Source organism: Streptomyces sp. NPDC014889 (assembly GCF_043081205.1).
Lineage (GTDB): Bacteria > Actinomycetota > Actinomycetes > Streptomycetales > Streptomycetaceae > Streptomyces.
The window spans coordinates 12,783-32,827 of the sequence record NZ_JBIBWH010000028.1 but is presented as its reverse complement, the minus strand read 5'-3'; the positions used below and the strand labels follow the sequence as shown (position 1 = coordinate 32,827).

The 20,045-nt window shown below is 68.2% G+C and carries 15 protein-coding genes and 2 pseudogenes; 9 read left to right on the top strand and 8 right to left on the bottom strand.

Annotated features, from left to right (window positions below; translation table 11 throughout):
- The 4 genes and pseudogenes from ACF09J_RS34930 to ACF09J_RS34915 all read left to right on the top strand — a co-directional run bounded on the left by ACF09J_RS34930 (nucleotide 1) and on the right by ACF09J_RS34915 (nucleotide 6,193).
- Nucleotides 1-5,244, top strand: a complete 5,244-nt coding sequence (locus tag ACF09J_RS34930; protein ID WP_392309481.1) for an aKG-HExxH-type peptide beta-hydroxylase — start codon at nucleotides 1-3, stop codon at nucleotides 5,242-5,244.
- A gap of 212 nt (nucleotides 5,245-5,456) precedes the next feature.
- The gene (locus ACF09J_RS34925) at nucleotides 5,457-5,753 is read left to right on the top strand and encodes an SUKH-3 domain-containing protein (RefSeq protein ID WP_392309480.1); all 297 of its coding nucleotides are present in this window, start codon (nucleotides 5,457-5,459) and stop codon (nucleotides 5,751-5,753) included.
- Nucleotides 5,674-5,865: pseudogene (locus tag ACF09J_RS34920) on the top strand (SUKH-3 domain-containing protein); the annotation flags it as partial. The gene ACF09J_RS34925 and the pseudogene ACF09J_RS34920, both read left to right, overlap by 80 nt.
- Before the next feature lie 79 nt (nucleotides 5,866-5,944).
- Nucleotides 5,945-6,193, top strand: a complete 249-nt coding sequence (locus ACF09J_RS34915) for a hypothetical protein (RefSeq protein ID WP_392309509.1) — start codon at nucleotides 5,945-5,947, stop codon at nucleotides 6,191-6,193.
- A gap of 292 nt (nucleotides 6,194-6,485) precedes the next feature.
- On the opposite strand, the pseudogene ACF09J_RS34910 reads toward ACF09J_RS34915, so the two are convergent.
- Together ACF09J_RS34910 and ACF09J_RS34905 are read right to left on the bottom strand one after the other, a co-directional pair.
- Nucleotides 6,486-6,584 (bottom strand): annotated as a pseudogene (locus ACF09J_RS34910) (3-oxoadipate enol-lactone hydrolase); the annotation flags it as partial.
- A 489-nt stretch (nucleotides 6,585-7,073) separates the two neighbouring features.
- The gene (locus tag ACF09J_RS34905) at nucleotides 7,074-8,210 is read right to left on the bottom strand and encodes a tyrosine-type recombinase/integrase (protein ID WP_392309479.1); all 1,137 of its coding nucleotides are present in this window, start codon (nucleotides 8,208-8,210) and stop codon (nucleotides 7,074-7,076) included.
- A 1,090-nt stretch (nucleotides 8,211-9,300) separates the two neighbouring features.
- On the opposite strand from ACF09J_RS34905, the gene cutA reads away from it, so the two are divergent.
- Complete coding sequence (gene cutA / locus ACF09J_RS34900) at nucleotides 9,301-9,627, top strand: divalent-cation tolerance protein CutA (protein ID WP_392309478.1); 327 nt, start codon at nucleotides 9,301-9,303, stop codon at nucleotides 9,625-9,627.
- Nucleotides 9,628-9,691: 64 nt separating this feature from the next.
- Here the strand turns inward: cutA and ACF09J_RS34895 are convergent, their stop codons facing one another.
- From ACF09J_RS34895 to ACF09J_RS34885, 3 genes are all read right to left on the bottom strand, one after another.
- Nucleotides 9,692-9,892 carry a hypothetical protein gene (locus ACF09J_RS34895; RefSeq protein ID WP_392309477.1) on the bottom strand — a complete coding sequence of 67 codons (201 nt, stop codon included), beginning with the start codon at nucleotides 9,890-9,892 and terminating at the stop codon, nucleotides 9,692-9,694.
- A gap of 133 nt (nucleotides 9,893-10,025) precedes the next feature.
- A complete protein-coding gene (locus ACF09J_RS34890) occupies nucleotides 10,026-10,913 on the bottom strand; it encodes an aminoglycoside phosphotransferase family protein (RefSeq protein ID WP_392309476.1) in 888 nt (295 codons plus the stop codon).
- Nucleotides 10,910-12,313, bottom strand: a complete 1,404-nt coding sequence (locus ACF09J_RS34885) for a helix-turn-helix domain-containing protein (protein ID WP_392309475.1) — start codon at nucleotides 12,311-12,313, stop codon at nucleotides 10,910-10,912. The genes ACF09J_RS34890 and ACF09J_RS34885 overlap by 4 nt, the downstream gene beginning before the upstream one ends.
- A gap of 162 nt (nucleotides 12,314-12,475) precedes the next feature.
- Between ACF09J_RS34885 and ACF09J_RS34880 the strand changes: the two genes are divergently transcribed.
- Nucleotides 12,476-12,970 carry an ATP-binding protein gene (locus ACF09J_RS34880; RefSeq protein ID WP_392309474.1) on the top strand — a complete coding sequence of 165 codons (495 nt, stop codon included), beginning with the start codon at nucleotides 12,476-12,478 and terminating at the stop codon, nucleotides 12,968-12,970.
- Nucleotides 12,971-13,005: 35 nt separating this feature from the next.
- Here the strand turns inward: ACF09J_RS34880 and ACF09J_RS34875 are convergent, their stop codons facing one another.
- Nucleotides 13,006-13,509, bottom strand: a complete 504-nt coding sequence (locus ACF09J_RS34875) for an SAM-dependent methyltransferase (protein WP_392309473.1) — start codon at nucleotides 13,507-13,509, stop codon at nucleotides 13,006-13,008.
- A 75-nt stretch (nucleotides 13,510-13,584) separates the two neighbouring features.
- Complete coding sequence (locus tag ACF09J_RS34870; protein WP_392309472.1) at nucleotides 13,585-13,812, bottom strand: hypothetical protein; 228 nt, start codon at nucleotides 13,810-13,812, stop codon at nucleotides 13,585-13,587.
- Nucleotides 13,813-13,866: 54 nt separating this feature from the next.
- On the opposite strand from ACF09J_RS34870, the gene fxlM reads away from it, so the two are divergent.
- On the top strand, nucleotides 13,867-15,666 hold the full coding sequence (gene fxlM, locus ACF09J_RS34865) for a methyltransferase, FxLD system (RefSeq protein ID WP_392309471.1): 1,800 nt from the start codon (nucleotides 13,867-13,869) through the stop codon (nucleotides 15,664-15,666).
- Between the two features lie 67 nt (nucleotides 15,667-15,733).
- On the opposite strand, the gene ACF09J_RS34860 is transcribed toward fxlM, so the two are convergent.
- On the bottom strand, nucleotides 15,734-16,375 hold the full coding sequence (locus ACF09J_RS34860) for a hypothetical protein (RefSeq protein ID WP_392309470.1): 642 nt from the start codon (nucleotides 16,373-16,375) through the stop codon (nucleotides 15,734-15,736).
- 527 nt (nucleotides 16,376-16,902) lie between these two features.
- Here ACF09J_RS34860 and ACF09J_RS34855 point away from each other — a divergent pair.
- Both ACF09J_RS34855 and ACF09J_RS34850 read left to right on the top strand, forming a co-directional pair.
- Nucleotides 16,903-18,843 (top strand): ATP-binding cassette domain-containing protein, encoded by a 1,941-nt coding sequence (locus ACF09J_RS34855; RefSeq protein ID WP_392309469.1) that lies wholly within the window; start codon nucleotides 16,903-16,905, stop codon nucleotides 18,841-18,843.
- A 61-nt stretch (nucleotides 18,844-18,904) separates the two neighbouring features.
- A complete protein-coding gene (locus tag ACF09J_RS34850; protein WP_392309468.1) occupies nucleotides 18,905-20,044 on the top strand; it encodes an NUDIX domain-containing protein in 1,140 nt (379 codons plus the stop codon).
- Nucleotide 20,045 lies beyond the last annotated feature (1 nt).

The following is a 20,045-nucleotide window of genomic DNA, read 5'->3' as shown; positions in this document are numbered from 1 at the left end:
TTGGACCGTCGAAGACTGGTTCTGATCCGTGTCGGTGACGCTGCCGAGTTCCGCCGCCTCGGTACCGGCTATCTGATCGGGCGTCGCCTGGTACTGACGGCACGGCACGTCGTCGAGGAGAGCAAGGGCATGCCTTGGGCCCAGATCCGTGTGCGTGTGGGGCATCCCCAGGACACCGAGGTACACCGTTGCCCGGCTTCGGTGTGCTGGACCGACCCGGAAGAACACGACGTTGCTTTGCTGCTGCTGGACGACGAGGTCGACGTGCCCGGAAGGGTGCGCTGGGGCCGTCCCGTCGGCAACACCCCACTGCGCTACCAGGGCCTTGGGTACCCTTCGGCGACCTTCAGGGACGGACAGCACAAGGTGGAGTACCTGAGCGGGAAGCTGCCTCCACAGGCTGGCGGTATCGGCACCCAGGATCTGTATGTCCTGGACCAGGAGTCTGCGCCGGACATGCGTGCGCACGGCGAGCAGGCGTGGTCCGGAGCTTCCGGCGGCGCCGTCTTCTGCCAAGACCATCTCGTCGGCGTCGTCGTCAACGATGATGAGGCGTTCGCGAACCGCCGCCTGCATGCCTCTCCAGCCCGCACCTTCACAGGCAACTCCCAATTCGCCACGCTTCTGCACCGTTACGGCGATGGCCCCCCTGAGCTGGTCGACATCAAAGCCGCGCCTGCGTCCGAGCCGGCCTGGGTCTCCCGTCGGCTGCTCCCCCACGAGGAGGCGCAGGCACTCGGCACACTGGCCGTGGAGGTGCTGAATGATCGTTCTCAAACCTTGGCAACCGTGCCCTTGGCCGTTCCGCAGCGCAGGGTCGCAGCGGAACGGCTGCGGGGACGCGCGGGGCTCGTGGCCAAACTGACCAGTGCGGTGACACGGCGCGTCAACGGTGACGCGCGCGTGCCGGGTGTGTGGCTGCTGTGCGGGATGGGCGGATGCGGCAAGACCACGGTCGCGCTGGAGACGGCGCACCGGCTGGCAGCCTCCTCGACACGGGTCTGGTGGGTGTCGGGAGCGGATGGCGAGGGTTTGTCCGGGGGGCTTCGTGCGGTCGCGTTCTCTGCGGGTGCGCAGGCAGCCGAGTTCGTCGGGGCTCATCCGGCGGACGTTCTGTGGAGGCGTCTCGACGCCCTCACCACGCCGTGGCTGCTGGTCCTCGATAACGTCGACGACCCCGCACTTCTCGCTGCGGCGCCCTCCCGGACCGCTGAGGGCATCGGATGGCTGCGGCCACCCGCACACCGCTGGGGGGCCGTGCTGATTACCAGCCAGGACTCCCGCACGGAACGGTGGGGGCAGTGGGTACACATGGTCGGCGTCGATCTGCTCTCCAAGGAGCATGGTGCTCAGGTCTTACGCGACCTGGCTCCGCAGGCGGGAACCGTGCAGGACGCCCAGGACCTTGGAGAACACCTCGGGGGGCTCCCGCTCGCGCTCAACCTTGCCGGCTCCTACCTGGCGCGGGCGCTGGAGGATCCTTGGCCGTCCCCGTCGACACCGGTCACATTCGCCGAGTATCGCGGCAGCTTCGACGCCCGCCTGGCGGAGATGGCATCTGATCCGGACACGGACTTGGGGCCAGCCGAGCGGAGTCGCCGGACCATTCAGAGCACGTGGGAACTCTCCCTTGAACTGCTGCACCGTCAGGGCGCCCACCTTGCCCGCCCGCTCCTGCGGCTGCTGTCTGCTCTTGGGCCGGCTCCCATTCCGTACCAGAAACTCCTCGATCCCGAGATGCTCGCGGAGAGCGGGCTCCTCACCGACCCGACGCAGCCACGGATCAATGACGCACTGAAGGGCTTGGCCGGCCTGAAGCTGATCACCATCGAGACGACGCGTGACAGCGAGGCCGCGTGCGGACCCGCGGTTGGTCCGCCGAGGTGGATCACCTTGCACCCGATGGTCCGGGCGGCCAGCCGCAGCCACCCCGACTTCACCGCCCAGGTACCCCTGCTGCTCAGACTGGTCACGGCCCTGCTGCACCGTTTCACCGACCCCCTGACGGAAAACAGCACCGGAGACTGGCCCTTGTGGCGGGCGATCGCGCCGCACTGCGCCGCGGCCCGCGTGCTGCTGCACGAGTGCGAGTCCAGCGTCGGCACGGATAGAGTCCTCGTCACCGAGGCCACCGGGCCCGCCCTGCGCGCTGCCCAGTACCACATCTACGTGGGGATGTACGGCGAGGCGGTCACCGAACTCGCATCCGTGGCCGAGGCCAGGGGGCGTCTGCTCGGTGACGAGGATCGCGCCACGATCGCCGCCCGGTTGTACCTGGCCTGGGCACTGCGCGAAAACGGCGACCTCGACCAGGCTGACCGGCTATACGAGGACGTGGGCAGGACGTGCGAACGGGCCCTGGAAGACGGTCATCCCTACATGCAGTCGGCCAAGACCGGCCGGGCCCGGGTACTACGGGAGCTGGGCCGCTTCGAAGCCGCTGAGGCGGAGTTGCGCGCTGCTCTCGCCATGCGCCGACATGATCCTCAGGCGGGCCCGCGAGGCATCCTGCGCATCAAGCACGATCTGGCGACGCTCGCCCACAAGCGCGGTCGCGTCGCTGAAGCGGTTACTGAACTTCAGGTCACCACCCGGCAGCACGAGGAGCTGGCCGGGCCTGCTGACCGGGACACCCTTGCAATGAAGGTCAGCCTCGTGCGCGCCCTGCGCGATGCCGGACACGCCGCGGAAGCCGAGAACGCCGCCGAAGACGTCGTACGGGTCTACCTGACCGTCCTGCCACCCGACCACCCCGAGGTGCTCCTCGCCCGTCACGAACGCGCCCGGCTCATCAGAGATCACGAATCCGACACCGAGTTTCTGGAACGGGCGCGCGACGAGTTCACCGAAATTTGGCAGATCAACGAACGTCGGTTGGGACCCGGGCATCCGGATACCATCGCCGCCCGGCACGAACTCGCCACGGTCTGGCACCTACTCGGACGGCCGGAGCGGGCCGCGGATCACTACCGGGCCGCGCTGGAGGCCGGCAAGACGCGGCTGGGTCACCGCCACCCCGACGTCATGCTGTGTGCAGGCAACCTCGCCACAGTGCTCGCCGAACTCGCCGAGCGGGAAGGCAACTCGATGGACGACCCCCAGGAGCCGCGGGATCCCCTTACCTCCCACACCCCCGATCTGACCGCAGTCACGCTCGAACAAGCCCTGTCCGACGAGCACGCGTCGACCGCGCGCCCTGCTGCTGCGCGGCTCCTGGGCCGATACCTCCGCCCCCGTACCAGCCGCGGCGGGAGTGAGGGCTCCGCGGGCTATTCCGGGGGCACGGGCGGCGGAGAGGGCGGGACACCCGTCCATTATCGGCCGGTTGTGAACCCCCGCACTGCTGAGCCCCGGCCTGTGCTGCCCTTCCCCAGCCCCGCCGACGTGCGCAACGTGGCTGACGGCAGGGAGGACCGCTCACTAGTCGAGCGCCTGCGGGCGCAGCAACGCGGGACGCGCGCGGTGGCCCTGGCCGAACTGCTGCGCCGGCTTCGCCTGGCGGATGAGGCCATATCTGAACGCGAGGGCGGGCTACCGAGCGTCGGCGAGGTCAAGGAACTCCTCCTGCAGGCCGAGCAAGCCAATGCCGAGGCGGTCACAGCCGTGCTGCTCCATCCGTCCGTTGGGAGATGGCTGAGCAGCGCACTGCGCGCTCTGCACACTCCGCCGGGCGGGCCGAGCACCGCAACTAGCACACCATCGGCACACGTTCCTCACCTCCACGCGGTCGCGGCTGCAGCAGCCGTCAAGGCCAAGATCGCGTTCACACTGCCTGTCCCCGTCCGCGACGGCTTCGTCTTCCTGCCCAGCCTGGGAGCCGCCGACTTCCGCGGCACCACGGCCATTACCGCGCACGTCGCGGCGAGGGATGACGCGGCCCTCATCAGGTGCTCGGGCACCGAAGTGCGCCTGCCGAGCACGAACGATCCGTGCCCCCCGGGCTGGCTTCCCGTGCACCGCGTACGAACCCCCGTCGGACGGAGCCACTTCGACCTCGTCCTAGAGGACATGGATCCTTACCGGGAAGCCGACGGCTCCGCACCGCCGCGTCGCCTAGCCCCCGCGGACGTCACCCGGTGGAGACGGAAAATTGGCGACGCGGCAGAACTCCTGACCGATGTCGTCGGCCCCGAGCAGGCGGAAGCCCTGGCAGCGGGCCTCATCTCCCTCACACCCCGGCCCGAGTCAAACAGCGGCATGATGACCTCTGTCTCGGCCAGCGACGCATTCGGCGGGGCCGCGCTCAGCACGCCACCGGACGCCGTGGAACTCGCCGTCACCTTGATCCACGAATTCCGGCACATGAAACTGAACGCCGTGCTCGACTCCCTCGACCTGTACGACGACGAGGGACCGGAGGAGCTGTACTACGCCCCGTGGCGCGACGACCCGCGCCCGCTTCCCGGCTTCTTCCACGGAGTCTTCGCCTTCCTCGGCGTGGTCGAATTCTGGCAGCGGTTGGCACACTCTGCCAGCGCGAGGCTGCGCCGGCGTGCTCAGTTCCAACTGCTTTACTGGCGTGCGCAGACGCGGGAGGCGTACGAGGCGCTCCGTTCGTCCCGTCGCCTGACGGAGGCAGGCCGGGAGTTCACCGCCAGGATGGGCGTCGGCATGGCGCAGGCGCAGAACCCGACTGCCGTGCCCGACGAAGTGACGGCTCTCGCCGAGGATGCCGTCGTCGCCCACCGCATCCGCTGGCGGCTGCACCACCTTCGGCCGGACCCCGGCACCGTGACGGCCCTCGCCGAAGCATGGTCGTCCAGCGCACCCCGACCGCCCTCTTCACACATTCGCAGCGTGCTGGCCCCCGATCCAACTGCCCAGTCCCTCAACGACTACACGGCACTACTGTGCCGAATCGCCGTCGACCCCTCCCGCCTGCACCGAACGCCGCCCGAAGGAGCAGCCCAAAACACCCACGACCCCTCCGACCTGGCCCGCCTTCTCGGCGAGACCGATTCGGCCCGCCGCCTCGCCACGGACCAGGTCACACAACGACCTCGACAACACGAGCCCTGGGTCCGGCTCGCTCTCGCCTTGCGAAGGCCCAACCCCACGGCGTTCCCTGGTGCTGGTGTGGCAATGCGGGTAATGAGCCACCGTCCTGAAGCCGTCCGCGCCGTCCACGCCCGCATCACCACTCTCACGGACACACCACCGGATCCCACCGCCCTAGCCGAGTGGATCGGTATCTCGGACGGCACCACCGATCTCACCGGGCTGACACCGATGCACGGGCTCTAAGAGGTTCTCCACGTCGGTGGTCGGGATGCCTGCCCAGGTGAGGCGGGAGTCAGACGGTCTCTGGGCGGGAGGTGGACGCGGGGTGTGGTCCGCCTCCCGCTTTGAACGGGTCGTTCCTGAGTCGGCGCGTGTGGCTTTGTAGGCGGGAACGGGCTCTGGTCCACTTCTTGTGGTGCGGTCACACGCTGTTCTCTATCGGGTCGTCTGCTGGGATGATCGCCTCATGCTTCGAGCTGGGGGCTGGGCCTGTCATGAGTGAGCGGTCACCGGAGGTGCTGAAGGTCCTGGAGGTTTCTGGATGGACGGCGGGCAGGCGGGTCGACACGACCGGCTGGCGGTCCCGGTTCGACGCGGTCGGGATCGTCATGCACGACGCTGCCGAGAAGTTTCTCCAGGAGTTCGTTTCTCCAGGAGTTCGGAGGGCTGATCGTGAGTATCGGCGGCCCGGGAATCAACCGCGCCCGGGAACCATTCGAGCTGGACCCGGAGCTGGCTTGGGGAGAGAATGATCGGTTCTCCGAATGGGGCGAGTCTTTGGGGAGACGTCTCTTCCCGCTCGGCGAGCTCGATCACGGCCGATTCTTTCTCGGTATCGATGAGGACAGTGAGATCTACCTTGTCGAGACCTGGGTCGCCAGCTTCGGGCCAATGCCGCACGCCCTCGAAAATCTGATCCTCGGCGTGATGCCACGCAGGATCGATGACGATCACAGACAGTCAGATCAGATCTGCTGGCATGGTCATTTGGCGAGCAGGACGCGCTTGCGGAGGAGCTCGAATCCTGCGCGACCGAAATCTGGCGCTTGAGCATCTTGATCCGGTTGACATGGCCCTCGACGACACCGGAGTTCCACGGCTGGGACAGTCCGGCGACGACGGCGTCAAGGTCGCGTTCGAGGTGCTGGGCGAACCGGCTGGGACTGGGCAGGCCGGCAGCTGCTCTGGCTGATTTGATCCACTCTGGCAGTTGGTTGCCTTGCAGGTCGGTGACCATGTGAGCGAAGGTCCGCACGTGCTTGGCGAGGACGTCCAGCTCGGGACAGTTGGCCAGCACGGCCTTGAGCTGGATCCGGTCGCTCTCGACCAGGGCGTCCGGGTAGCCCTGCTCACCGGCGCTCTCACAGGCCCCCTCACGCGCCTGTCACCAACTACGTCGGCTCCCCCCGGACCGAGAGCTCTGACCTGGTGTTACGCGCCCATACTGGACTGCCGTGGACGCCCACAGACAACCGTTACAACCTGTGCCATGTGGTGCCCAGTGAGGGAGCCAGGATCAGGACTGGGGCCTCTTCTGGCCCGTCAAAGCGGTATTGCAGGGTGTTCGGTGGTGTCTCGCTCACGCCCCAGACCCTCTCACGTGTCACGAGCTGTCACACGGCCGGGGAAAAACCCGGCGACTCCCGCGCCTGGCAGCGCCACACCGCCGGCGCTGCCGGAACCCTCGGGGACCCAGGTACAAGTTCTCCGACGTGTACGCGTGGCCGCCCGGACAGTGCATCCTCCTGACACGCGCGCTCTCCCAGTCCCTGCTCCGCAGAGCTGCCTGCTTCGGCACTGCTTTCACGCGGTCCGGTTTGCAGCAAAGCGTATACTGCTGGCTCCAAGGATCAGCATGACCCACCTGAAAGCCTTCCGGGATCTCACCGATCAGCAGCCGGAACACCACACAGTGGACAAGCTGTGTCTTTCCCTCGTAGGAGACTTGGCCGTAGCCTGACCGCCCCTCCCCGTTACAGCTGCCGGTCCACAACCAGCAGCCGGTGTCCGGATCCATCTCGATCTTGGTTTCATACGGCTGGGCAAATCGCCTCGCTGCCAGGCTTCCTGACTCACGCTTGTTTCTCCGCCTCAAAACCGTGAAGGCCATCCCACGTGGTCGCGGCTCCGCGGAGGTCCTCCACGTCCGGCTTCACATACCACTTCTTCGTGGTCCTGACGTTCGTGTGCCCAGCCCATCGGGCGAGGATGTGATCCGGCACGCCGTTGTTGGCGAGATAGGTGAGACAGGACGAGCGAGCGTCGTACAGGCGTACTCGGCGAAGACCAAGGATCTCCATGAGCCGGTACGCGCGTCTACGGAGTTGCTTGATCGTGAAGGCTTCCCCGGTCTCGTGCACCACGACGTACCCGGAGTCCAAGTAAGCCTCACCGAGGACGAGCTTCTCCTTGGCCTGGAGAGCCTTGAACGACTGGAGGGCAGCCAGCACCGGAGCCGGCAAGGGCAGATCGCGTTCTCCGGCCAGGGACTTCGTGTCCTTTTCCACCACATATCGATTCCCCATCATTGTCCGCGTGTTGGCGATGGCCATCGTGGCATTCTCCAAGCCAACGTCTTCCCATCTAAGTCCGCAGACTTCACCCGGACGCAGACCCATGAGGGAAAGCAGAAGAGGAGCATAGAGCCGGTCTACCTTGACGCCCTGAATGAACGCCTGAACTTCCTTGACGTTCCACGGGTTTACTTCCTGCTTATTCTTCCGCTCCTCCTTGCGCGCCCTACGCGGGATGGTGACATGCTGAGCCACATTTATCGTCAGCAGCCGGCGTGTCACTGCCCGATTCAAGGCATCCCTCAATCGGGCGAGGCTCATTTCTACACTGGTCACCCCCAACGGAGTTCCTGCTTTATCGCCACGTACTCGCCCATGCTTCAACGCCCACTGCATCCACTCCTCTACGTTCTCCTCCGTAAGGTCTTGAAGGCGAATGTGACCCATTTTCCCCCTGACCCGGTCGAGGGTGATCCGATAGTTGTAGATAGTGGTTTCTTCCAGATCCTCTGCTTTCATGGCGAGCCATTGATCAAGCCACTCATTGAGAGTTATCTGGTTGGGCGGGACGAATGTCCCTTCCTGACGACGATTGGTGATGCGCGCGTACTCGGCCTTCGCCTCCTTGAGTGTGGCGAACGTACGACGCAGCTGCTTACGCTTCCCCGTTCCAGGGTCCACGCCGACGTCGACCACGAACCGGTAGCGCTCCTGCCCCTTGGAGTTGGGCGGGAGCTTCTTGATCGGAGCTGACAGGGGGTACTCACTCTCCTTCTAGGCGGGTCCTACGCCCGAGAAGCGACGGGCTCGCCTGCGTGCTAGCAGACCGGTGCCGACTAGTCGCGCGGCTCTAGCCTCCTGAGCTTCGCTGCAGCCCCGCCGCCGGGCACAACCGCAGAGGCTGAACGCATTTCAGGGTCGCCACGATCGCCGGTTTGGCTAACCGGCGATCCTCGTCTATGTTGCGCTCGCCCACCGCAGGACATCCGCGCGTTCACTGCGTCGCGGACGGCGAGGACGAGGGCGGTATGCGAACAGACCATTCGCGCACGTCACCAAGGGGATCTCCTCAGCGAGACAGGGGCGGATTAGTCGGCCCATGGTTCAGGGGTGTTGTACGTTGACATAGACCCACGGCGGGTTCCACCCTTTCCGAGATGTTCCTCGTCTGCCGTGAGCGAATGAGGGCCTGGTGGGCGCCGAAATCGGCTTCATCGACCAAGAGTCTGTTCCCGCGCCGCTTAGCGGAAGATACCCGCCGAAGCCCCCTCGTCGCGCAGAGCAGGCATCCAGACTCGCTCAGAAAGCCCGCCTATCCAGCGGCCGGCACAGCCCCTCACCGAATACGGGCACGGTTCTGGTGGCTATGCCCCGCCGGAGCCGGGCGAACCAGGCGGGATGCCTCCAGGCCCTCAGCCCTTGTTCGCCTCGTCCGGCTGGCCGAGGCGACTCAGAGCGCACCCCTGTGGAGGCCCGACCACGGAGGTCACGTCATGAGCACCACGCACCGGCCGTCTCCCACCGCCATCTGCCCTGCTGGCTGAACGAGGGCTCCGCGGTTCCAGTCCTTTGGAGCTCTTTCTTGTCTGCCGTGGACGAATGCCCGCCGACAGCTGCGTGGAACCCTCCTGCCCCGGACCCATTGAGGCGTAAGACATGCGCCGTCACCTGCGACTGATGCAGGTCGGTGGGTGAGTCCCACCCGCCTTCACCGGTAGCGACCAACCTTCGACGTGCCCTGGACGGCTGGGTAGGGTCGCGGTACCCGAGCTGGAAAGGTACTTGCATGGCCAACGATATTGTGATCGCTCAGACGACCAGCGACGACGAGGCTCAGGCGAGGGCGCTGGCCCGGGGTGCGGTCGAGCGCAAGCTGGCAGCGGGCGTTCACATCGATGCTCCGATCACCGCCTACTACTGGTGGAAGAGCAAGGTCGAGACGGCGCAGGAGTGGCGGATCTCGTACATGACGACGACGGACCGGCTCCCGGCGCTGGAGGCATGGCTCCACGAGCAGCACCCGTACGACGTCCCCCAGTGGATCACGCTGCCCGTGACCGGTGGGTCGGAGGCGTACCTGTCCTGGGTCGTCGAGGAGACAGCACAGGGCTGACGAGGGGCGGGCCGTATGACGGCGTTCGCGTCCTGCGTTTGCCCGTGTGCCGCGCAAGTGGGTTTCAGGACGTGAACTGCCGCAGGTGAGCCGCGAGTTCCCGCTCGCTGTCGGGAAGTGACGCGGCGATCGTCGCTGCGCGCTCCTTGCCCATCGTGTTGGGCTTGACCTGTGCCGCCTCGGCGAACTGACGTGCTACATAGACGCCTTGGTCGACGTCACCTCCGCGCAGCAGGGCCGAAGCGAGATCGCCGGGGATCACCACACCGCCGTCCGGTAGTTCGTCCCCGAGATGGTCGACTGCGGAGTCGGCTGTGGCAGTGATTGAAAATCGTCGGCTATGTCGCGTCCACGCCTAACCCGATGCTTCCGCGGTCGACCACCTCAGTCGATACGAACTACATAATGCCCTTCCAGCTCCACGGACGCGGTCCGCGGCGGCCACGCAGGCAGTCGACGCGATGCTGGGCCTGATCTGCCCACTCGGGGTTGCTGGTGGCGTGCTGGGCGGCGTACGTCACCATGCGGAGTTCCCGAGCGCCGGCCAGGATCGGGTAACCGGCCCAGTCGGTTACGTCGTACCCATACGCGGCACAGAATTCGTCGTACTCCGCCGACGTGATCGCGCTTGTCGTCCGCGCCCGTACGGCTGTTGAGACCAGGTCCCATTCCGGTGGGCCCAGTGAGAAGCGCTCCAGGTCGATCATCAGCGGGCCCTCGGCAGTGCGGATCAGGTTGCCGGGCCAGGCGTCGCCGTGCACGGCGCAGTCCGGATGCCCGTGCGGGCGCTCGGCCCACGCTGCCGCAAGTTCTTGATGCAGACCCCTCAACCACTCACGGTCCGTGCTGGCCAACGTAGTTGCTGCCTCCAAGCGCTCGCTGATGCGGACGAACGGGTCCAGGTACCCGAGTTCGACATCGGGAGCGGGCAGCGCATGGAGGCGTTTAAGCAGCTGTGCGACCTCCGTGTGGCTGCCGTGTTCGTGCGGCGGGAGTTCCTCCCAGAAGGTGACGGGCCGGCCACCGGCCTCGACCGGTTGCCTGATGTCGGCGAGACGGACGGCCGGCATGTGGTGCTCGGCGAGCCATCGTGCGACCCGTACTTCCCGGAGCGCGGCTGTGGTCTGGCCACGCCGCGCGATTCGAACAATCACATGCTGTCCGGGCAGCCTCCATATCTGGTTCTCTGCCAGCCGTACGGGCTCGGCTCCGCTGGGGTCGAGCCCCACGGCGACGCACACCTGTTCGAGTGCCTCTCGGGCGGGGGCTGCTGCCGAGGTGGTCATGCGGAGACCGTAGCGGCGATGCGCTCCCGCAGGGCGACGGCCTCCGCCACCTTCGGATGCTTGGTGGCGAACGCGCCGAGCTGTCGCAGGTCGTCGGCGGCGCGGCGGGAGGTGAGTCGGCCTACCTCGTCCAGCGCGTCGTGGCCGATGGCAGCCGCCTGGCGGGGGTCAGCCTTGGCCATGACGAGTGCGGCGAGTTTCGTGCGGGAGATCGCCCGGGAGCGTTTGTAGGCGTCCGAGTGGCCCTTGACTGCGGTGTCGAGGCGGCGGGCCGCCCGTCCCGGGTCCTGGTCCGCGAGGATGACGAGGTCGAACAGCCCGTGAGCGGTGTCGCCGTTGTGCTGGGCCTCGTCGTAGTAAGCCATCCACGGCGGACCCTCGGACGGGCGAGCGTGGGAGAACGCTTCGTCGGCCTCGCCGACAGCGGCCATGCAATCGCGGACGTTGCCCATCTTGCCGAACGCCCTGGCCCGTGCCGTGTGCAGCATGGCCCGCTCGGTGGCGGTAAGTCGATCGGAACGCACCAGGCCCTTCTCGGCGTGCGTGAGCCCGTCGTCGGGCTGACCGAGCCACACGGCCTGTCGCGCGAGGAACGAGTATGCCTTCGCACGCAGGTGCCAGTCCCCTGCTTCTTCGGCGCGATCGGCGGCGAAGAGGAACGTCGCGGTGGCGTAGGTGTGGTTGTAGGAGTCGAAAGCCGAGGCGCCAACGACGATGCCCAGCCGGGAGACGGCCGCCAGGAGGTCGGACCGCAAAGTTTCCGGGCACTTGGCGCTCAGGAGTCCGGCCGCCCACTGCATCGCACGACCGGCGACGTCGCCGACCATGCCTCCGCCACCGAACTTGTTGTCCCAACCGCTGATCGCGGTGGCTACTTCCTGAACCTGGTCGACGTTGTGGGAGCTGATCGAATCGGGAAGCGTCAGCTCATACGGGGCGAAACCGTGCGTGAGGTCTATGGGGGCAATGGCGGCCAGGCCGCTGACTTGGAGGAACGCGCGTCGGTCCACGGGCTCGGGGCTCCCAAGGCGAGGAGGTACTTCGTCACTGCCCAGGATGCGGCCTCGATGCACCTGAACCGTTGTCTCCGGCTCCTTGCGAGAACGCTTATCGGCATCAGGGCGCTTTTTATCGGCATCGCGGGGGGCGAAGGCCATCGGCCATGCCCGCTCGAAGACACCACCGGTCTCCAGCACCTTGTCCAGTTGCCGAGCGACCTCCAGCTGGCACGAGGGGTACTGCCCCTTCTCGATCGACAAGATCATGTCATCGCTGACCTGCGCCAACCGTCCCAGAGCCTTGGCCGAGAGGCCATCTGCCTTACGTCGGAAACGTAGCTCACTGCCGAACCAATCCTGCGGAGAGGCTCCCGGGTCGAGCGGCTTCTCTGGCTGCGGCATGTCCGTTCCCCATCCTCGCGATGCCGAACTCTTCGGCTCTCGGCATCAGGGCCTGCACGACGAGCGCGTGCTCTGCCTCAATGGTTGCTGACCGATTCGGTCCCAGTACACACCGCAACCGCCCCCCGATGTAGGGCTTCCGGTGCAACGGACGGAGCATCGATGAGCACACTTCTTCAAAGCCCCGGCGCGGGCCCATCGACCCGCGCCGCGTCCAGAAGCAGCCGGGGCCAACTCGACATGACCTTCCAGCTCGAGAAGAGACACCTGGGTCTCGTGCGCGGTGTGGTGCGTCACCACCTCGCCTGGTGGGGGGTCAGCGGTGAAGTCGCCGAGATCGTCCTTCTCGCCGTGAACGAGCTGCTGACGAACGTGCTGGTGCACACCAGCCCGGATGAAAACGGGTGGCGCTCAGCGAGCCTGCTCGTACAGCACGTCCCGGGCGGTGTCACCGCGGTCGTCCGCGATCAAGACCCTCGGCCGATCGTGCGGAAGACAGCGGCGCCTCTCGACCTCGGAGGCCGGGGCCTCGCTCTCGTGCGGGCGTTGGTCGACGAGTTCTCGGTGGCGATGCCCGGCGAGGGGAAAGACGTGTGGTTCTTCATCGCCGATCCCGAACACCATGCCCCGCAGACCGCCGAGCCCACGGAGTCGTAGTGCGCAGGGCGTACAGAACAGCTCAGTCATTCCCACTACACGCCGCGCTCCGCAGGTCGTTCGCTTGCGTCCGCCCAGTAGCTCGGGTCGAGCATATCGCCTGGCCAAGCCGGCTGACGGACCGGGCCCCGGGGCCCCATCTGTTCGAAGTACGGTGCCAGGTCGATCACGGGCGTCCCATCGACGGCATCGAGGTCGGTGACCAGGAGGTCCCGGCCGTCCACGTCGAGCAGCCGTGGGTAGCTGATCGCGAGCTGGTTCGGCCGCCGGTGGTTGCGGTGCACGAAGGTCCCTGTGGCCGGCCAGCGGGTGTTCCCTCGAGGGCTGCGGGCATGAAGCTGCACATCCTCCGGGCGCGCCAAGTGGAAGCGCCACGTCACCGTCAGGTGCGAGAACTCCTCGATCCCTTGCAGGGTTTCGAGCGGGTACTCGTCGTGGAGACGGATGATCGACCGGACCCCGCCCTGGTAGTCGTCCAGGACGCGGGTGTGTCCTCCCACGACCGTGGCGATCGGTCTGACCTCGTACGTGGAGACCACCGTTCGTTCCTCTCGCTCGGCAGGGCGCGTTGGGCGGCATCCCGAGGGTGGGGGCGCCGCCGTCCGGATCGGTGTTCAGCCTATGGTGCGGAGCATTTCGCGTGCGCGGCGGTCCAGCTCCACAACGTGCCGGCCGCCGCGGTGCCGTACGGGCGAGAGATCGCTCTGCATCCGGACGATGACGTCGCGGGCGCGGCCGGACTGGACGCCGGACATCGCATCGAGGGCTTCACTCCAGGTGGCACACGCCTCGTCAAGGCGCCCCTGCTGGACCTGGACGGCGCCGAGGTAGCCGAGGGTCACGCTGTGGGTACGGGCGTACTGCTGCCGGCGTCGGGTTGCGACGCTGCGCTTGAAGTGGAGACCGAAGCCTTCGGCGGGCCCGAGGGCATGGACGTCGCGCACGACGTGTTCTGCGCCGACAGCCGCGCCGCGCTGGCCGAGACCGGCAACCCCGGCACACGCGAGCGCAGTGTGATGCTGCTGTCCGCCGTGATCCGCGAAGCCGGACTGGACCCGTTCGAAGCCGGGGACGTCTGGGCCCGCCTCGCCGCCCTGCGTCCCCCGGTCACCCCGCCCGACGGCCCCGCGCTGGAGCGGTCCGTCTCGTCGATGCGGCGCCTGATGAACGCGGACGCGGCCCGTCGGCCGGACGCCGAGGCTGGCTGGGCCGAGCGCGTCCCCGCGTTCGAGGACGCCGGCCGACGTCTGCGCCGCCTCGCGGCCGATGGGCGTCTGATACGTGGCCTGCGGGCCGTGCTCGCCCATCACGCGATCTTCGCGTTCAACCGCGCCGGCGTGCCTGCCGAAGCGCAGGCCGCCACCGCGTGGCTCGGCCGTCACGTCGCCTTCTCCACCGGAGAGGGAGATGACGTGTCTACCCGCAAGTCCGCTTCCGCGGACCCTAGCCTCCCTCGAATGGAGACCCCTGTGACACCCGTATCCGACCCCGCCGACCTGCGTGAATCCCTCGCCCAACGCCTCGTCGACAGCGGCCACCTGCGCAGTCAGACGACCATCGACGCCTTCCGCACCACCGACCGCCACGCCTTCCTGCCCGGCGTCGACCTGGAGGCCGCGTACAAGGAGGACGCGGTCCCGATCAAGCACGACGAGCACGGAGAGATGATCTCCTGCATCTCCGCGCCGTCCATCGTCGCCACCCAGCTCGAACAGCTCGGCGCCCAGCCCGGCCACAAGGTCCTGGAAGCCGGAGCCGCCACCGGCTACAACGCCGCCCTCCTGGGCAAGATCGTCTCACCCGGCGGGCAGGTGTGGACCCTCGACGTGGACCAGGACCTCGTCGCCAGCGCGAGCAAGAAACTCGCCCAGGCCGGCGTCGACAACGCCACCGCGACGCTGGCCGACGGCGCGGCCGGCCTGCCCGAGCACTCCCCGTACGACCGGATCATCTTCACCGTCGGCGCGGGCGACGTACCGGTGAAGATCCTCGACCAGCTCGCGCCCGGCGGACGCCTGGTCCTGCCAATGCGCATCCGCGGCAGCATCTCCCGCTCCTTCGCCTTCGAGCGCGACGGACAGACCTGGAAGTCCGTTTCCTGTGAGATGGCGACCTTCATCCCGCTGCGCAAGGGCGTCTGCGACGACGTCTACACCCTCGTGCCGATGGCCGGCGAAGGCAACGTCCGCCTGGAGACCTTCAGCGAGCAGGACGTGGACCGCGACGCCCTGAGCTTCGTCCTCGACCAGAAGCAGACCAAGATCTACACCGGGGTGAAGTTCCGGCAGGGCTCCGCGTGGGAGTGGCTGTACCTGTACCTGGCCTGCGTGCTGCCCAACGGCCTGTCCCGGCTGCCGGGCCGACGCCCCGGATTCACCCCGCACTTCGGCTGGGGCTCCATGGCCGCGCTCGACGGCGGAGCGCTGGCGTACCTGACCATCCGCGAGGGCGAGGACGAGAAGGGCCGGTACTGGGAGGTCGGCGTCATCGGGCACGGCTACGGTGGCGCCGACCTCGCCGAGCACGTCGTGAGCGAGATCCGCGCCTGGCACGCGAGCGGCGGCAACGACGCCCCCGAGCCGGGCTTCCGGATGGCCGTCGCCGACTCCCGCGACCGGCTCACGGCTGACGATCCGCGCTTCATCGTCGACAAGCCCTACAGCCGTCTCGTCGTCGACTGGGCGCGCAAGGGCTGAGCCGATGATCCCCGCGATAGCCAGCCGCATCCCACTGGTCCGCCGCACCAAGGCACCGGCGCTCCCGCTACAGGAGCGCATCAACCACCTCACCGGGCTGACCGTCGCACCCGCAGGTGCGAGCCACCACGATCTGGTGGCCCGCACCTGCGGGGTCCTCAACTACGCCGCGTTGATCGCCTCCGACGTCGGCCTGCCCGACCTGGCCACCGACCTGTGCTGGAGACAGCACCAGGTCTTTGCCAACGCCGGGCGCCTGAACGGACCGACCGCCGTCATGTCGCTGATGCCTCTGGTCAACCTCTCCCGGCTGCTGACCCGCGACGGCCAAGGCGAGGCCGCCTACGACCTGTTGGTCCGCCTCAACCGCGCTGCCCGGCAGCGGGAGAAGACCGAGATAGACGGCCGCACTGTCGACCTGTCCGCTCTGACCGGCACGGAAGGCGATCACCGCAAGGTGTGTCAGGAGCTGTGGGTCACCCTGCTCGTGGACGGCGCCCGCGCCCTCGCGCGCGTCGGCCGGTGGACCGAGGCGGCCGAGGCCATGGCCCAGCACCGTGGCATCGGCAACCGGCTCCTCGACGGCCGCCAGATCAAGATCATGTCCCTGATGGAACAGGGGCACGACCAGCAGGCCCGCGACATGATCGACGCCACCCAGCCCACGGAGCCTTGGGAGACCGCCGTCGCCCTCCTCCTGCGCACCCACTGCCGCCCCCGCAAACACGCCGGTACCCGAGCCCGACCTCGACCGCACCCTGAGCGAAGCCGCCCTGCTCCTTGCCCACCCCGAACCGTCGACCGCCGCCTTCCAGACCCGGACGGGCCTTACGGCCCTGGAACTGGCCCCCACCGGACGGCACGCCGACTCGCTGCTCGACGCCATCATCGACGTCGCCCGACTCGACGCCTACGCCGCACGCGAAGTCCTGCATCATCCTGTCGCCGTATCCGCCCGCAACGCCGACCGGACAGACGCTCTCAGCGCGGTGATCGCGGCGGCGGAACTGGGAGCCGGCACCCTGCCCGCCCACCACCGCGCGTCTCTGACGGGCACGGTCGCCCATGCCGAGACAGAGCTGGGGAGGCTGCTGCGGACCGACCCTGCGCGCAGCCAAGGCGGGTGTCGGCCGGGATGACCTGCCGCAACGCCAGCTCGTCACGCAGCGTTGTCGGCGTTTCGGCTGGGTCGTTGGTCCTCACGACTCCGCCGCAGCGACCGTCCCAGGGGGAACAATGACCTCGGCCATCACACAGGAGCAGCCGCCTCAGCCACCGCCCGGCACCTCGCAGGACAACGAACCGGAGGAGGCCAGTGTTCGAGAGGAGGAATACCTCTACCGCGACGAGTCGCGGCTCCAGGCCGGATCGCTCCTGACCTCCCGCACGATGGCGCGCCGCCTGCCCGCGCTCGTACTGCGCTCGGTGCAGATGGCCTGGCGGGTGGACCGCAGCGCGACCATCGGACTGCTGGTGTGCCAGATCGGGACGGGCGTCCTCGCGGCCCTTGGCCTCCTGGCCGTCACGGGCACGATCACCACGCTGATCTCCTCGGGCGACATCACCGAGCGACTGTGGGATGCCGCCCCGCAGCTGGCCGTCATCGCCACCGCCACCGGCCTGCGCGCGCTGCTGGGCATCACCGTCGTCTGGCTGACCGGCCGTCTGCGACCCGTTCTCGGCCGGGCAGCGGAGCTGACGATGATCGAAGCCGCACTCGGCGCGGAACTGGCCGCCAACAACAAGCCCGGCTACAACGACGCCTACGACATCGCCGACCGCGGAGCCCAAGTCACCCCCGACCTGGTGGAAGAAGCGCAGGACGTCCTCGCGGCGACCGCGACACTCACGGCCGGCGCAGCCGTCCTGACCGTCCTGCACCCCCTGCTTCTCCCCCTCCTCTTCCTCGCGTGCCTGCCGCGGGCCGCCGCCTACGTCCGCTCCGCCCGCTTGCTCTACCTCGCCGGGCTGGAGACCTCCGGGCGGCGGCGGATGCTGGGCAAGCTGCGCTGGCACATGGCCTACATGGAGTCCAGCGAGGAGATGCGCGCCTGCCTGGCCGGCCCCTTCCTGATCGGCCGGTACCGAAAGCTGGCCGCCTCGGTCAACGCGGCCGAACGCAAGGCCGCGAACACCGGCGCCTGGATGGGACTGGCCGGCGCTGTCGCAGGCGGGGTCGCCTCGACCGCCGTGTGGGCGGCACTGCTGTGGCTCCTCGCCTCCGGCCGCATGAGCCTGGCAGCCGGAGGCGGCGCCGTCTTCGCCCTCCAGACGGCCACCGGCTCCGTGCGCGGCATCATCAACGGCGGGGCCCGCCTGGTGCGCACCGGCTGGTACGTGCAGGACTGGCAGAACTTCCTCGACAACGCCCACGGCCAGGCCATGACCGACTCCCGCGGCACCGCGGCCCTGTCCGCAGTCCCGGAGCGCTTCGAGCTCCGCGACGTCACCTACCGCTACGACGGCGCCCCGAAGGACAGCCTGAGCGGAGTATCCCTCCACGTGCGACGCGGCGAGATCGTGGCGCTGGTCGGCGAGAACGGCTCCGGCAAATCCACCCTCTCCCGCCTGCTGTGCGGGCTGCTGCTGCCCACCGACGGCGACGTGGCCTGGGACCACACCTCCACGGCGGACCTGGACCCGTGGGGGTCATGGGAGCAAGTCGCCTTGGTCCCGCAGAAGTTCACCTACCTGCCGCTGACGATGCGCGACAACATCACCTTCGGGCAGGGCGACACCAGTGACGCAGCACTGCTCGCCGCGTGCGAGGCGTCCGGCGCCGCGGAGATGCTGCCCAACCTCCGCTCCGGCCTGAACACCCTCCTGACCAGTGAGTGGTTCGGCGGGCAGCAGCTCTCCGGCGGGCAGTGGCAGCGCCTTGTGCTCACTCGCGCCTTCCACCGGCAGGCGGCGCTCCCGGTGATGGATGAACCCACGGCCGCCCTCGACGCCCGTGCTGAGCACCGGATCTTCGCCGGCCTGCGCGAACTGGCCAAGGACCGCGCCATCCTGCTGATCACGCACCGGCTCACCAACGTGGCCGTCGCCGACCGGATCGTGGTCCTGGACGAGGGCCGGATCGTGCAGGAAGGCACCTACGCCCAGCTCACCCAGGAGCCGGGGCCCTTCCAGTCCTGGTGGGAATTGCAGCGCCGGATGAGCGGCGGCACCGCCTGATCACTACTCCCCGGTCCGCGCCGTACACACGCCCGCCCACCGTTCTGAAAGGCAAAGCCCCGTGACCTCTTCCGCCTCCCCTTCGGATCACGTCGCACCGAGTGCCGCCCTGTCGGTAGCGCAGTACGCCGCGTCCCGGCACGCGGTGTGGCTCGGCGCCGCCGCGATCGTCACCGACCAGGTCGGCCGCGTCCTGCTGGTGCACCCCACCTACCGCGAGGACGACCGGTGGCTACTGCCCGGAGGCGTCGTCGATCCCGGCGAGCATCCGTTGGCCACCTGTCGGCGGGAGATCGCCGAGGAACTGGGCCTGGCGGACCTGCCCCTGGCAGGCGTGCTCGCTGTCCACTCCCTCTCGTCGAACCACCCCGACATCAGGCCCGGCATGCCCTGCCCCGGAGAGATCCGGTACGTCTTCGACGGCGGAACTCTCACCCCCGACCAAGCGAAGGCGATTCGCCTGCCTCGCGAGGAGCTGTCCGAGTTCGCCTTCTTCGAGACCCGGGACGCTGTGCAGCGGCTGCTCCCCGTGGACGGGCAGATCATGCTCGCCGCCTACCGTGCCCGCCTCGGCGGCACCGCCACCGCCCACCTCGCCGATGGCCGGCACATCCGCGAGGCCCCGGCGCTGGATCGCCATGACGTCCACGTCCGCTACCGGCCCCTGTGGGACAGCCCCCTCAATCGCGGCCCCGTCCCCGAGCGGTTACCCGTACAGCAAGCTTGGGCGTGGTGCTTCGTGCCTGACGGCAGGGTCGTCCTCGTCGCCGACCCCGGCCCCCGGGGCGCCCTGCCGATGCTGCCCGGCGGCACCGTGGAGAAGACCGACACGACTCCCGAGGACACCCTCCACCGCGAAGCCGCCGAGGAAGCCCAGCTCACCCTGACCGACCCGGTGCGACTGGGCTGGGTGCTGGACGAGACCGGCGAGGTCTACGGCGGAGTGGCACCCAACGCCCGACTCCGCCTGGCCGCCCGTGTCACCGCCATCGGGCCGGCGGCCATCGACCCCGCAACCGGCCACCCCTTCGCACGCCTGCTCGCCACCCCCGCCCAGGCAGCCGCCCTGCTGGGATGGGGCCCGCCGGGAGCGCGACAAGCCCGACTCGCCGCGGAGACAGCTCAGGAACGCTGGGGCCTGCCCACCGCTCCCCCCGCCGCGGTCGAGGAAGTCCCCACGGAGGGGATGCGACTGAGCTGAC